We start from the raw sequence: 13,658 nt of genomic DNA, 5'->3' as shown, positions 1-13,658 counted from the left end.
CATGCGACTGACACGGATTGGACGCCTGGTAAGCCTGATAGCGGCGACGGCGATCGGGATTGGCGCTGCCTGGCTGGCGCGGGATGATATCATCCGCCTAATTGGCTGGAGCAAGGCGCAGAGCGAGCTGGAGGTGGAGGCAGCCAAGCGGTCGCTGGTGTACCGACTCAACCGGGAAGCGCCGCTCAATTTCGCATTCTCTCGCCCGGCGGGGGTCATTCGGATTGTCTCGCAGCCGCTGGTGGATGCTGGCAGCTGGGATAGGCTCGATTATTGGACCTATGGGTTCCGGGTGGAGGTCTATGACAGCGGCGGCACTGCTATCGCGTCCCATGACATCCACTCGCGCGCGCTCCATCCCGACCGCATCCTGCCATTCCGCCGCCCGGTCCGTTTTGTGCGCGACAGCGACCTCAAGATTGCGCTTCAGGATGACACTGTGATCGTCAGTACCCCTGCGGCGAGCACAATTGCGATCACGCCGCTCCCCTCCGACCCGGCGGTTCGCGAGATTGACCTGCGTGTTTATGAGCGGTTGCCCTTTATTGGCCGCACTGCCCTGGCCGCCTTCCACCGCCGCAGCCCCGCCGAACAGGCGCAGCTTGCCGGCGCGAGCGCGCTGCCAGCCGAACTGCTGCCCGATGCCGAGCGCGCGGCGCTGATGACCAATCGCTGGAAGGTGCTTGGCCCCACCGGGGTTCCGGGGCAGGATTACACCGTCACGGTCATGTATGAAGGGCGCTTCCAGCCGTCTGACGAAGAGGAGGACGAATGAGCAGGCAGCGCCGTCCGCGGCGCTGCACGCTTGTCATTGTCATCATCGCCATGATCGGGTCCGCCATACTTGCCACCGCCATCTTTCGCTCCCTGCGCGAAGCGACGGAGTTTTATGTGCCCGATCAACGCGAGGCTGCGACTGCCCAGGCGCTGTTTACGCGTGCGCTGGCGGGTGATCAGGGTGCGGTGCTGGGCCGTGATTTGGAGGCGCTGGGTTTCGAACTGCGCCCGATTGCGAACACAGAAGGCGAGCGCGTCATTCGCGAGATTGATGGCGATTGCCGGGGGCGCGGCCTCTATCGCCTGCGCGAACGCGGCGCAGTCCCGCTTGCCCTGATCGCGCCGCATCGCGGTTTTGATCGCGGCACGGGGCAGCTGGCAGAGCAATTGATGGCGGAGTTTCCCTTCGCCGCTGCCGCATGGAATTCGGCACCTCGCAAAATAACGCAGGACTGCCCCGGCGGCGGCGATCCGACGCGGGTCGAGACGCATTACCTAACCGCCTTTTCGCTCGCCTTCGCCGCCACCCATCCGGGCGGACGGGTGGTCCAGCTGCATGGGTTCGACCGCAGTCGCCGCGAAAGTAGCGCCGCGCAACTCGCCGATGCGATTATCAGCGAGGGCAGCGACAATCCCGCCGCGCGCCTGCTTGATGTTGCAGACTGCCTGTCGGTGGCGCTGCACCCCGCGCGCGTACTGGTCTATCCGGGCGAGACGCGCGAACTGGGCGCGACGCAGAACCGGCAGGGGCAGGCCCTGCGCGCGGGGGGCTTTGATGGCTTTGTCCATCTTGAAATGTCCGCCGGGCTGCGCGAGCGGCTTTTAAGTGACGGGGCATTGCGCGCGCGACTTGGCCAATGCCTCGGCACGGGGCTGACATGACCGAGGCTGTGCCGTCCCTGCGCGAAGCGCTGGCGCTGGGTATCGCACCACTGCTGGCGCCGATTTATGACGACATTATCGACGAGCTTTGTGCCGAACAAGCGACAGTACAGGGCGAGGGGTGGAGCGTTCTGGCGCGCATCACGATCCGGTTTGCCAAGAGCCAGGCGGCGCAGATGCAGCAGCTCAATGCCGATGCCGCACTGTTCAACGCCCGCTTTGCCACCGTGTCCGATGAAGCGGAAAAGCGCGGTGCGATCCTCGACTTTGCGGCCAAGATCGGTGCGGATGCGCGGCAATTGCGCCGCGACCGCAAGGCGTTCGACGCATGGTTCGATAGCGATGCCGTAATCGAGCGATATCGCCGCCGCGTGGGGGAGCGCGAGCGGGCCTATGGCTTTGCGATCGAGCGTGCCGGGATGCTGGCGGGACGCGCGATGCAGGAAGGTGAGGTCACGGGTTCCGGGGCATTGCTGGCCCGCGAACTGGCCCCGCTGCTGGCCGCAGCGCGCAGCCACCGGGGCGACCCGCGGATCCGTGAGGCGGCCTATCTGTCCTTCCTCCATGTCGCCAACAGCTCGGGCGAAGAAGCGACCACGCTGTGGACAGACACGGCGCTGCGGGACACGCGCCGGGCAGCCCTGGATTTGGGCGAATCGGTGTGGACACAGTGCCATGCGTTCAGCGCACTGCTGGCCGCCTCACCGCGCGGGCTGGCCCCGGTGCTCGAGCAGCGCATTGCCAGTGCGCGCGGCGGCGAGAGCGCGGCGCGGCAGAGCAGCCAGCTGTTCCTGCGCCGCCATCTGGCGCGGATGATTGCCGGTGCAGTAGGACGCCATGCTTTTCTGCAATCCTCGCTCCAGCTGCTATCGACCGACCCCGATGGCGCTGTGCGGCAAGCGGTGGCGCAGGCCATCCCGATCCTGCCGCCCGAACTGGTCAATCCTTATACCACCCGCTTCCGGCTGGACCGCGACCCGCAGGTGCGCGCGCAGATATTTGCCGATCCGGCGGCAATTGCGGCTGCGGGCGGGATCGAACCCTATCGCGGACACTTGCTGCGCGTGCTGGCGCGCGAGGAGGACGGGTTCGTGCTACGCGTGGCCATCGATGCGAGTCGGCTGCTGTGCGAATGGGCGATAGAAAATAGCGACGAACAGGCCGAAGCGACGGCGCGGGCCTTGCAACAGGCACTGGTCGATTTGCGCCAGCGTATCGCCGATCCCAAGATCCGCCGCTGGGCCAGCGAGGCCTATGAACACATCTGGCTGCTTGGCGATGCCGAGGGACAGGCGATTGCGGCAAAAGTGCGCGCTGCTGCGGGCCGCCTGCGCGAAGGCGAATCGTGCCGGGTCGGAGCGCTGGGCGATGCAGTGGCAGGGGATCCGGAGAAGGTTGGCCGCGTGCTGGCCGTGCTGGCGCAGCGCGATTTCGGGTTCGACCTGGTCGAAGCGCGCCGCCCCTTGTTGCGGCGCGGCGACCGGATAGTTCGGCGGCTGTGGCGCGTCCTGTTCGAACTGCGCGTCAATGCGACCGATAAACGCCAGGCGCATCTTCACACGACGGGCCGCGAATTTATCGGCACTATCGCCGCACCATCGCCGCGCATTGCCGAGCTGGCCCCGACCAAAGTGCCCGGCGAACCGCTGTTCCAGTCTGAGGACGGCAATTGGCGCAACTGGCTGCCACTGGTCGATCATGTGCTGGGCGCGGTTGATCTGGGCAAGCCGGTGCGGCTGTTCACCAGTGAGGGGGTGACGACCATCCATCCGCCCGCAGGAATGCTGCGCCGGGCGCGCCTTTACTGGCGGGTCAGTGCGAATTTCGCCCGCTTTGCCGAGGCGCGCAACACCACCGGCCATGACTTCGTGAAGCTATTGCGCGCCGAAGGCATCGACCTGACCTTCACGCCGCATCAGGCGGTGCATCTGGAGGAGGAAGAGCCCGCGCCGCTGCCTGCCGATGAAAGCGTCACGCGCTTTTTCAGCGTTGGCGCGCCCTTCGCGCTGCTGCCGATCTTCTGGGACAATGCGGTCAGCTATTTCGCGACTGTGTTCGCCAATACGCTGGTCCAGCTGGCCGTATTCGTTCTGCTGGCGTGGCTGTGGTTTTTTGGACGCCATATCGTCATCGGGCGACATGCGCGGCGCGTGCGCGATGCGATTCCGCTGCGGCTGGGCGGTTGGGGCACACGTGGCAAATCGGGGACCGAGCGGCTTAAGGCGGGGTTGATCAACGCGCTTGGCCCGCCGCTGGTCTCCAAAACCACGGGCTGCGAGGCGATGTTCCTCAATGGCGAAGCGTTTGGAGATCTGACCGAGATGTTCCTGTTTCGGCCGTATGACAAGGCGACGATCTGGGAGCAGTACAATCTGATTGCCATCGCCCGGCGGCTCAAGGCGCGGGTGTTCCTGTGGGAATGTATGGGGCTGAACCCGTCCTATGTGCGCGTGCTGCAGCAGGACTGGATGAACGACAATATCGGCACGCTGACCAACACCTATCCCGATCATGAGGATGTGCAGGGCCCGGCGGGGCGGAACATTCCCGAAGTGATGACCGAATTTATCCCCGCCCAGTCGGTCTGTCTCACCACAGAAGAGGAAATGCTGCCGATCCTGCAGGAGGGTGCCGACCGTGTGCACACCAGGATGCGGGCGATTACGTGGAAAGAGGCGGGGCTGGTCCACCAGCAGCTGCTCGACCGCTTTCCTTATGAAGAGCACCCTTACAATATCGCGCTGGTCGCCGCGATGGGCGACGAATTGGGGCTGGAGGACGATTTCAGCTTCAAGGAAATGGCCGACCGGGTGGTTGCCGATCTGGGCGTGCTCAAAACCTACCCTCAAGCGCGGATCGATGACCGCCTGCTGGAATATGTCATGGGCAATTCTGCCAATGAACGCTTTGGCGCGATGGGCAATTGGACGCGGATGGGCTTTGACGAGCACGATCTGTCGCGCGATCCTGAGGTCTTCGTCAGCACTGTGGTCAACAACCGCGCCGACCGTGTGCCGCGCAGCCGGGTGTTCGCACGGATCCTGGTAACCGATATTGCAGCGGACAAGCACTTCCTGATCGGCTCCAACATCGAGGGCTTGATCGGCTTTATCGAGGAAGAGTGGGACATTTACGCCGCTGCGCAATCGCTGGTGGCCGAGGGTGAGGAACCGCTGGCAGTATTTGACAGGCTGGCCAAGATGCAGCGCATCCCGGCGAGCGAAGCCGAGCTGTTCGGCAGGCTGGAGGCGATGGTTTCAGGCGTAGGGGCCGATCTGTCCGGCGAGGAATTGGTGCTGGCAGCATCGGGCGGCGCGCTGGCAGCATTGCTCGAAAGCAAGGCGGTGCCGCATGGTGACGCGATCCTGGAGCATTACGAGCAGATTGCGGAGTATCACAAGGCGTACGCAAAGTTGCGCGGCGCGATTTCTTCATCGGGCGATCCGGCCAGCCATGATGCGGATATGCGCGCGCTGCTGCGGCGGGTGTTCATGGCCAAGCTGGTCCCGGTCCGCGATTTCTACATCAAGGGCGAAATGATCGTCCGCCTGATCGCGGCGCAGACCCCGCCGGGCCTGCTCAACCGCATCATGGGGATGCAGAACATCAAGGGCACCGGGCTGGACTTCGTCTATCGCTGGCAGGCGTGGGAAGCCGTGGCGCGCGCCTGCGAACAGGCACTGGACCCGGACCCGGCAGTGGCGGACAAGGGGTTGGCGATGCTGTCGTCCTTTCAGGAATACGGCGCGCTTAGCGATGAACGCGTCCGTCATACGGTGGCAAAGCTGGTCGCGGCGGACAATCTCCCGCCCAGCTATTCACCGCAGCAGGTCGCGGCGATACCCGCACGGCTGGACGAGCAGCTGTCAGTGTACGCCGAGGCGGACGAGGCGGATGGTTCGGGTGGGGGCGGAAAGCAGGACGGCGCGGCATCCCGGCTGCGCGCTTATCTGCTCGCGATGCTGGAAGGCTTCATCGATGGCGGGGATGCGATCAGCCGCAGGCGCAAGGCCGACAAGATCTATGAAGCGATGATTGCCGAGCAGATCAGCAGCCCGCGCGCGGCGCTGGAGCTGAAGAAGCTGACGTCGCGGCAGAAGGGCGGCTGGCTGGCCAATTCTATCGGGGATCGGCTGGGGCGCCTGCCGCTGCTATCGCTGCTGCGCCGGTAATCAGAACCGGTAGCCGATCGTCAGATCGAGATAGGGCGCGTCGTCGCTATAGCGCGGATCGTTTGATGTGCGGAACTGGTAGGCTGCCCGTAATCTGGCGCGCAGCCCCGAGGAGCCTCCATAATCTAGGCCGATTTCCGGCGCGACGTAGGAATCCTGGCGCAGCTCGCTTGCGGGATCACCCAGCACGCGGCGTTCGTCATAGGTCCAGCTGCGATATTCCAGTTGCGGCCGCAGACGCAGCTTTTTGGCGACCGGCAGGCTGTAACTACCGCGCACTGTCATGCGGTGATAACTGCGGCGCGCAGTGTCACTGTCGATATCATCGAACTGAACATCCAGCCGCGCCCAATGCCACGATCCAATGCGGCGGTTGTATTGCGCATCATAGCGAAACCCTTCGCCCTGATCGTCGACAATGGTGGAGGAGCGATATTCGCGGGCGCGATATTGCGCGCGCAGGCGCAGGCGGTCCTGCTTGGTTTCATATTTGACCTCGACCCGCACTGCATCCTGATCGGTTTCGCGCGCTTCGAGTGTGACGATATCCTCGGCATGGCTGACGGTCACCGCGACTGACAGCGTATCGTTTAATTCCTGCGCCAGCGTGGCGCTGGCCGTGGCACTCTCGCGTGTTTCGCGCGTGTCTTCGGAATAGTCGAAAATCTGCGCACCCAGGTCAAATTGCACGCTGGTGCGGCCATTTTTCCATTCGAACCCGGCGGCGGCGGCGACGCCGACGCCCGAGCTGTCGATATCATCACCTTCAAAGACGGCGCGGCTGGAATCAACTGCCCGTGCGGACAGTTCGGCCCAGACATCGACGCCATCCTTGGCGTGTGCGGGCACTGCGCCCAACATCAGGGTCGCAGCGATAAGAAAGGAAATCCCGTTACGCATTATGCTCTCAGCCTACCGCCTTGATCAGCGCCAGCGCCTTGGCCAGCGCCGCATGGCTCTCACCCGGCTGTGCTGCGGCGACCACGCCTGCAGCCTCGGCTGCGGCGGCGCTTAATGCCTCTTCGCCAAACGAACCGGCAGTCCCGGCCAGCTTGTGCAGATGGTTACGCAGCGCACTTGTCTCCTCGTCGGCGCAATTGCCAGCGGAGACGCATTCTTCCAATTGCGAAAACACCTCGGTCTTGCGCAGCGCGTAGCGGCGGCGCAGAGCGTCGAACGAGTGACGGGCAATCGGTGCACCCGCTTCGGGGCGCGTGGTCACCCATGCATCGAAACAGGCGGATAAATCGGCGATGGAAACGGGTTTGGCCAGATAAGCTTGCATGCCCGAGTCGAACAGGTCGCGAACCTCGTCATTGGCGGTGGCGGCGGTGACAGCAACGATCGGCAGTTCTTCAGGCGAAATGCCATTGGCGCGCAGGCGGCGCGTCGCTTCCGCGCCGGACAGCACAGGCATCATCGCATCCATCAACAGCAGGGCATAAGGCAATCCGGCTTCGCGTGCGCGGTGGACGGTATCGACAGCGTCGAGGCCGTTTTCGACCCAGTCCATCTTCGCGCCCAGCCGGTCCCCCATCATGCGCAGCAATTCGGCAGCGATACAATTGTCCTCGGCCAGAAGAATGCGCAGCTCTTCGCGGCGCGCGGGCACGGCGGGCTGCTGCTTGGTGGCGCCAGACGATGATGCAGGGCGAGAGGCCATGCATCGCCTATCGCAGCACAGGGTTAATACGAAGCTAAGGCTGATCCCTTAGCCAGCATAGACGGGCCTTTGAAAGGGTCTGGTCGCGCCGCGCAACTTTTAGCGGCGGGGTTCCTGCGGGACCATTACAGTCACGGGGACCAGCATATATTGCTGGCTATAGCCCTGCTGCGGCACCAGTGTGCCCGCTGCCGCGCTGTTCATATAGCTGTCCAGATAGGCTTCGCAGTGATCGCGGCCTGCCGAATAGCCCGCCGCAGCGCCGCCCAGCGCGGCGATCGCAGCCGCGCGGTCGCGAGCATTATACCCGCTCAGCCGCTGACGACAGGCACCAAGCCATGCTGCGCGATCAAACGTAACCAGCTGTGATCCGGCAGGGATGGGGCTTGCCGACTGCGCGTAATCCTGCGGCACGGCATATTGCACGGGTGCAGGCGCGGCGCGTCCAGCGGGGTAGATGACACGCGATGCCCCGCCCGGCGGCGCTACTTGCGGAGCCGGGATGCTGCGAGGATCGACATAATAAACCGGCCCGGCATTATAGATCGGACCGCGCGGCACGACTGCCACTGTGGGTGCAGGAACCGCTGCCGCTGGCAGGGTAACCACAGGCTGCATCGTGGTCAGCGGCTGGATCATCGGCGTGGAAACGAACACAGGGGCTGCGCCTGCCTGACGCCCACCCTGACGCATGGGGATCACCCGTGCCGCAGTTATTTCGGCACCCTCCACAGGCAGCGTTGTGGTCACAACATCGTCATCCTGCGCCGCATCTGCGGTTTTCGCATAGACATATTGTCCGGCCTCATAGTCGATCTGGGGCTGCGCCAGTACGGGCGCGGCCAGCGCGATGCTGGCGCAGAGGGGTAGGATGAAACGAACCGACATCGAAATGCTCCTGAGGCGCGACTCCGGCCAAACCGGTGGTTGCAAGTTAACCCCTTGTTAGCATTTACAGTGCCCTGCGGCAAAAGCCGGATCGCCCGGGTGTCCCCCTGCGGGGCAGTTCGCCAGACAAAGCTTTATATGCGTGCGGCGAGCAGTGCGGCCAGCGCTTCCAGCCCGGCGGAATCATCGGCATCGAAGCGCCCATGCGTCGGGCTGTCCAGATCGATCACCGCAATCACCGCGCCATCGCGCACCACCGGGACGACCAGTTCGGCATTGCTTGCCGAATCGCAGGGGATGTGTCCGGGGAATGCGTGAACATCCGCCACCAGCTGGGTTTCGCCCGTTTGCGCGGCGGTACCGCAAACGCCGCTGCCCACAGCAATACGGATACAGGCGGGCCGCCCGACAAATGGCCCCAGTACCAGCTCGCCATCAATCATGCGGTAAAAGCCTGCCCAGTTGAGATCAGCCAGAAATTCACCGAGCAGCGCCGCGACATTGGCCATATTGGCTACCGCATCCAGCTCTCCGGCGGTCAGCGCATCGGCGGCCTGCGCCAGCTGGCGATAGACTTCGGGTTTGGGGACATCGGCTGCGGGGCGGAAATCATACATGCGCAGCGATGTAGGGTTCTGGCGGTGTGCTGCAAGGGGCTCCTAAAGACTCATTGCCGCCGCGCGGCACCTCGCGTAGTCATCCGCTCTTATGAGCACTCTCAAGAAGCTGGGTATCGCCCTTCTCGTCCTCCTGCTGGTCCTTGTGGTCGCAGGCTATTTCTTCACCCGCGGTGATCAGGCCGATGTGGATTTTGCCGAGGTTACGGGTGTCGATCCCAAGCTTGACGAGCCGGCCGCCGAAAGCTTCCCGACTGTCGCCATCGCAGAGCCGATCGGGTGGGACGCTGACGAAGTGCCGGTTGCCGCTGAAGGCCTGGCGGTCACGCGCTTTGCCGACGGTCTCGACCATCCGCGCACGATGCACACGCTGCCCAATGGTGACGTGCTGGTGTCACTCACCGGATCGCCGGGGATCAGCACCGGCGAAAGCAGCTGGCTGCGAAAGCAGGTCGAGGCATTCCTGTTCAGCAAGGCGGGTGCCGGAGGCAAATCGCCGAATCAGCTGGTTTTGCTGCGCGATGCCGATGGCGACGGCGCAGCCGAAGTGCGTAAAGTGCTTGCTGACAATCTCGATTCCCCCTCGGGCATCGCGTGGGGTGATGGCATCTTGTATGTCGCCAACCACGATGAAGTGCTTGCCTATCCCTACACGCCGGGCGAGCTGACATTGACCGGTACGCCAAAGAAAATCGCCGATCTGGCGCACGGCACCGGGCACTGGATGCGCAATCTCAAGCTCAGCCGTGACGGGGCAAAGCTGTATGCCGCCGTGGGATCGCAATCCAACATTGCCGAGAAGGGGCTGGAGATCGAGGTTGGCCGAGCGCTGGTGTGGGAAATCGATATCGCAACCGGCCGCCAACGGATCTTCGCCAGCGGCCTGCGCAATCCCAACGGGCTGGATTTCAACCCGTGGTCGGGCGAATTGTGGACCACCGTGAACGAGCGGGACATGCTGGGTTCGGATCTGGTGCCCGATTATCTGACCAATCTTCCGGTAGGCGCGAATTACGGCTGGCCCTGGGTCTATTGGAAAGACAATTTCGATCGCCGGGTGAAATATGATTATCCCGCCACCATCAATTACGTCCGCAAGCCGGAATACGCGTTGGGACCGCATGTCGCTGCGCTGGGACTGGTATTCAGCCGCGAAGGCGCGACGATGGGTGATCGCTTCGCCAGCGGCGCATTCATCGCCGAACATGGCTCGTGGAACCGCAAACCGCCGTCGGGCTATGAGGTGGTCTATGTGCCCTTCGATGCGCGCGGCAACCCGTCGGGCAAGCCGGTGCCGGTGCTGTCAGGCTTCCTGACCGGCGATGGTACCACGCGCGGCCGCCCGACCTGGGTTGAATGGGCGGGCGACGGCGCGCTGCTGGTCAGTGACGATACCGCCGGGATTATCTGGCGCGTTGCTGCGCCGGGTGCCGAAGGACAGGCGGGAATCACACAGATCGCCGGAAACCGGCTGCCGCCGCAGCGCGAATTGCGCGGGCAGAACGCAACCTTCGGCAAAGATGACTACGCGCGCCCGGCCAACTGATCCGGAGGAACGTCCTCAGCCCGCCAGCGCGGCGGAGTCCAGCTGGTAAAGCCCGGCTGCACCCGCAGTCGCGGCGGCTCTCAGGCCCACCGCTTCGGGCACGATCCGGTCGAGGAAGAACCGCGCGGTAACCGGCTTCGTGGCGGCAAGTGCTGGCGCCGCGCCGTCCGCGACTGCACGCGACTGGCGCAGCAATTGCCAACCCGCCACCGCCACTGCCATCATCGTACAGAACGGCACTGATCCGGCGAGCCGGTCATCGAGGCTGGCCTCGCCGCGCATCCATTCGGCAATCGTGCGGCATTCCTGTGCCAGCACCGCCAGCGCAGGTTCGTCCGCGCCATCGCGCGCGATATCGTCGACCAGCGCGAACAGGACCTGCCCGTCCTCCAGTCCCAGCTTGCGGGTCACCAGATCGGCGGCCTGAATGCCGTTGGTGCCTTCATAGATCGGGGCGATCCGCGCATCGCGCCAATGCTGCGCGGCGCCGGTTTCCTCGATGAAGCCCATGCCGCCATGCACTTGCACACCCAGGCTGGCGATTTCGACACCGACATCGGTGCCCCACGCCTTGAGCAGCGGAACCAGCACTTCAGCGCGGGCCGCGCCCACCGCATCGCCCAGCGTGCCGCGATCAACATGTCCGGCCGTGTAATACAGCAGCGCGCGTGCGCCTTCGGTCAGCGCTTTCATCCGCAGCAGCATCCGGCGCACATCGGGATGTTCGATAATCGCCACGGGCGTGCGGTCGGCCGATCCGGCGCGGGCCGATTGCACCCGTTCCTTGGCATAGCCCATCGCCTGCTGAGTCGCGCGTTCGCCGATCTGCACGCCCTGATTGCCGACATTGATTCGCGCATTGTTCATCATCGTGAACATGGCGGCGAGTCCGCGATTGGGCTGGCCCACCAGCTCGCCGATGCATTCGTCACTGTCGCCATAGGACATCACGCAGGTGGGCGATGAATTGATGCCCAGCTTATGCTCCAGACTGACGCAGCGCAGATCGTTCTTCGGACCCAGCGCGCCATCGGCGGCCACATGGTATTTTGGCACAGTGAACAGCGAAATCCCCCGGCTCCCCTCGGGCGCATCGGGCAGCCGGGCCAGCACCAGATGGATGATATTCTCGGCCAGCTCGTGCTCGCCCCAGGTGATGTAGATCTTCTGGCCCTTGATTCGGTATTTGCCCGCATGCTCGCCATCCTCGATAGGCTGGGCGGTGCTGCGCAGCGCGCCGACATCGCTGCCTGCCTGCGGTTCGGTCAAATTCATTGTGCCCGACCATGCGCCGCTGACCAGCTGGGGCAGATATTTCTGCTGCAATTCCTCGCTGCCATGATGCGCGATGGCTTCGATGGCCCCGACGCTGAGCGTGGGGAGCAGGTTGAACGCCATATTCGCCGTGCCGATGTTTTCCAGCACATTGCAGGCCAGTGTGAAGGGCAGGCCCTGACCGCCGAAATCCACCGGGCTGGCAATCGCGTTCCAGCCCTGCTCGACATAATGGCCATAAGCCTCGGCATAGCCATCGGGCAGGCGAACCACGCCGTTCTCCAGCTTCGCGCCTTCCAGATCGCCCTTGCGGTTGAGCGGGGCAAATTCGCCTGCTGCAAACTGGCCGACGCCCTCGACGATGGCCTCGACCATATCGGGTTCGGCGGCGGCGAAGCGGTCATGCGCTGCCAGTTCCTCGATCCCGGCATTTACGCGGATGGCGAGCAGCTGGTCTTGCGTTGCGGCGGCATAGGTCACTGGGCATTCCTCTTGGCTTTATTCCGCTGCGCATATAGCGCGCGGGCATGGTCGGCAAATACGCTACGGAAACGCTTCAGGCAGATGCGGCAGGAATCGCCCGCGCCGTGCACATCCTGCGCGATGGCGGTCTGGTCGCTGTGCCGACAGAGACGGTTTACGGGCTGGCAGCGCGCGCTGACAGCGATGAGGCCGTGGCGAAAATATATGCAGCGAAGGGACGGCCCAGCTTTAACCCGCTGATCGTCCATGTCGCGACCCCCGACGAGACGCGGCGATACGCACATTTGTCAGGTGAGGCAGAGGCGCTGATCGCCAAGCATTGGCCGGGGCCTCTGACCATAGTGCTGCCACGGCGGGACGACGCCGGGCTGGCCGAAGCCGTGACGGCAGGTTTGCCCTCCATTGCGCTGAGGATGCCTGCGCATCCGGCAATTCGGGCGCTGCTGGAGGCGGCGAGGTTTCCGCTCGCTGCGCCGTCTGCCAATCGTAGTGGCTACATAAGCCCGACAACGCCGGGCCATGTGCTGGCGACACTGGACGGGCGGATCGATGCAGTGATCGACGGCGGGGCCTGCGCTGCCGGGCTCGAATCGACCATCATCGCGGTTCGCAAAAATGGTGAGCTCGCGGTTCTACGGCCCGGTCCCATCGCCCTGGGTCAGGCAGTTAGCAGCGGCGCGATAGAGGCGCCCGGCCAGCTTGCCAGCCATTATGCGCCGGGCAAGCCCATGCGGCTGGATGCGGCAGAAGTTGCGCCAGACGAGTTTCTGATCGGGTTTGGCGCAGTGGCCGGAGATGCGAACTTGTCGGCGCGCGGGGATCTCAATGAGGCGGCGGCGCGGCTCTATGTGTGCCTGCATCTGGCCGCATCGTCAGCCAAGCCGCAGATTGCGGTTGCCCCGGTGCCTGAACAGGGCGTCGGCGCGGCGATCAATGATCGCTTGCGGCGCGCGGCAACGCTGCCTCACGCTTAAGACAATTACTTCCGCTCGGGCGGCGGTTCGACCGGGATGGTGGGGATGATCTGCTGCATTTCGGCATAGGTCCCGCGCGCCTCGTTGCAGGCATTGCGGTCGCCATCCTCGCATTCGTCGAGCTGCTTTTCATAAGCGCGCTCCAGCTTGGCCAGCTGGGCTTCGCGGCGGCGAATTTCGCGCCCGCGCTTCTCATCGGCCTCAGACTGGCTGGTGGTCGCCAGATCGACGCCCTTGCTGACAATCTTGACCGGCGCGGTCGCAATATCGAGCGCGGTCTTGGCAAGGCAGCCCGGGAGCATCAGGCTCGCCGAGACCAGAGTAAACAGAGCTATGCCGCGCATCGAATTTCCTTCCGAGCGCGGCATAGACTGTAAACCG

Annotated in this window: 11 protein-coding genes; 5 read left to right on the top strand and 6 right to left on the bottom strand. The window is 64.1% G+C overall.

The window, feature by feature from the left end; all coding sequences use genetic code 11:
• Nucleotide 1: 1 nt before the first annotated feature.
• Genes FEV51_RS07825 through FEV51_RS07815 form a run of 3 tightly spaced genes read left to right on the top strand, consistent with a single transcriptional unit; the run spans nt 2 to nt 5,831 of the window.
• Nucleotides 2–775, top strand: a complete 774-nt coding sequence (locus FEV51_RS07825; protein WP_138617629.1) for a hypothetical protein — start codon at nt 2–4, stop codon at nt 773–775.
• Nucleotides 772–1,659 (top strand): hypothetical protein, encoded by an 888-nt coding sequence (locus tag FEV51_RS07820; protein WP_138617627.1) that lies wholly within the window; start codon nt 772–774, stop codon nt 1,657–1,659. The genes FEV51_RS07825 and FEV51_RS07820 overlap by 4 nt, the downstream gene beginning before the upstream one ends.
• Nucleotides 1,656–5,831: a hypothetical protein gene (locus FEV51_RS07815; protein ID WP_138617625.1), complete on the top strand. Its 4,176-nt coding sequence runs from the start codon at nt 1,656–1,658 to the stop codon at nt 5,829–5,831. Before FEV51_RS07820 ends, FEV51_RS07815 begins: the two co-directional genes overlap by 4 nt.
• Here the strand turns inward: FEV51_RS07815 and FEV51_RS07810 are convergent, their stop codons facing one another.
• The 4 genes from FEV51_RS07810 to FEV51_RS07795 all read right to left on the bottom strand — a co-directional run bounded on the left by FEV51_RS07810 (nt 5,832) and on the right by FEV51_RS07795 (nt 8,999).
• Nucleotides 5,832–6,731, bottom strand: a complete 900-nt coding sequence (locus tag FEV51_RS07810; protein WP_138617623.1) for a hypothetical protein — start codon at nt 6,729–6,731, stop codon at nt 5,832–5,834. It abuts the gene before it with no gap.
• A 7-nt stretch (nt 6,732–6,738) separates the two neighbouring features.
• A complete protein-coding gene (locus FEV51_RS07805; RefSeq protein WP_138617621.1) occupies nt 6,739–7,494 on the bottom strand; it encodes a response regulator in 756 nt (251 codons plus the stop codon).
• A 99-nt stretch (nt 7,495–7,593) separates the two neighbouring features.
• On the bottom strand, nt 7,594–8,382 hold the full coding sequence (locus tag FEV51_RS07800) for a hypothetical protein (protein ID WP_138617619.1): 789 nt from the start codon (nt 8,380–8,382) through the stop codon (nt 7,594–7,596).
• 134 nt (nt 8,383–8,516) lie between these two features.
• Nucleotides 8,517–8,999: a GAF domain-containing protein gene (locus tag FEV51_RS07795; RefSeq protein ID WP_138617617.1), complete on the bottom strand. Its 483-nt coding sequence runs from the start codon at nt 8,997–8,999 to the stop codon at nt 8,517–8,519.
• A gap of 91 nt (nt 9,000–9,090) precedes the next feature.
• Here FEV51_RS07795 and FEV51_RS07790 point away from each other — a divergent pair, with 91 nt between their 5' ends.
• On the top strand, nt 9,091–10,545 hold the full coding sequence (locus tag FEV51_RS07790; protein WP_138617615.1) for a PQQ-dependent sugar dehydrogenase: 1,455 nt from the start codon (nt 9,091–9,093) through the stop codon (nt 10,543–10,545).
• Between the two features lie 15 nt (nt 10,546–10,560).
• On the opposite strand, the gene FEV51_RS07785 is transcribed toward FEV51_RS07790, so the two are convergent.
• A complete protein-coding gene (locus FEV51_RS07785) occupies nt 10,561–12,300 on the bottom strand; it encodes an acyl-CoA dehydrogenase family protein (RefSeq protein ID WP_138617613.1) in 1,740 nt (579 codons plus the stop codon).
• 47 nt (nt 12,301–12,347) lie between these two features.
• Here FEV51_RS07785 and FEV51_RS07780 point away from each other — a divergent pair, with 47 nt between their 5' ends.
• Nucleotides 12,348–13,277, top strand: coding sequence for an L-threonylcarbamoyladenylate synthase (locus tag FEV51_RS07780; protein WP_138617611.1), 930 nt, complete (start codon nt 12,348–12,350; stop codon nt 13,275–13,277).
• Between the two features lie 5 nt (nt 13,278–13,282).
• On the opposite strand, the gene FEV51_RS07775 is transcribed toward FEV51_RS07780, so the two are convergent.
• On the bottom strand, nt 13,283–13,621 hold the full coding sequence (locus tag FEV51_RS07775) for a hypothetical protein (RefSeq protein WP_171033069.1): 339 nt from the start codon (nt 13,619–13,621) through the stop codon (nt 13,283–13,285).
• Nucleotides 13,622–13,658: the final 37 nt, after the last annotated feature.

Origin of the sequence: Qipengyuania marisflavi, assembly GCF_005884405.1 — a bacterium.
Taxonomy (GTDB): Bacteria; Pseudomonadota; Alphaproteobacteria; order Sphingomonadales; family Sphingomonadaceae; genus Qipengyuania; species Qipengyuania marisflavi.
The sequence above is the reverse complement of the archived record's forward strand: the minus strand, read 5'-3'. Positions and strand labels throughout refer to the sequence as shown.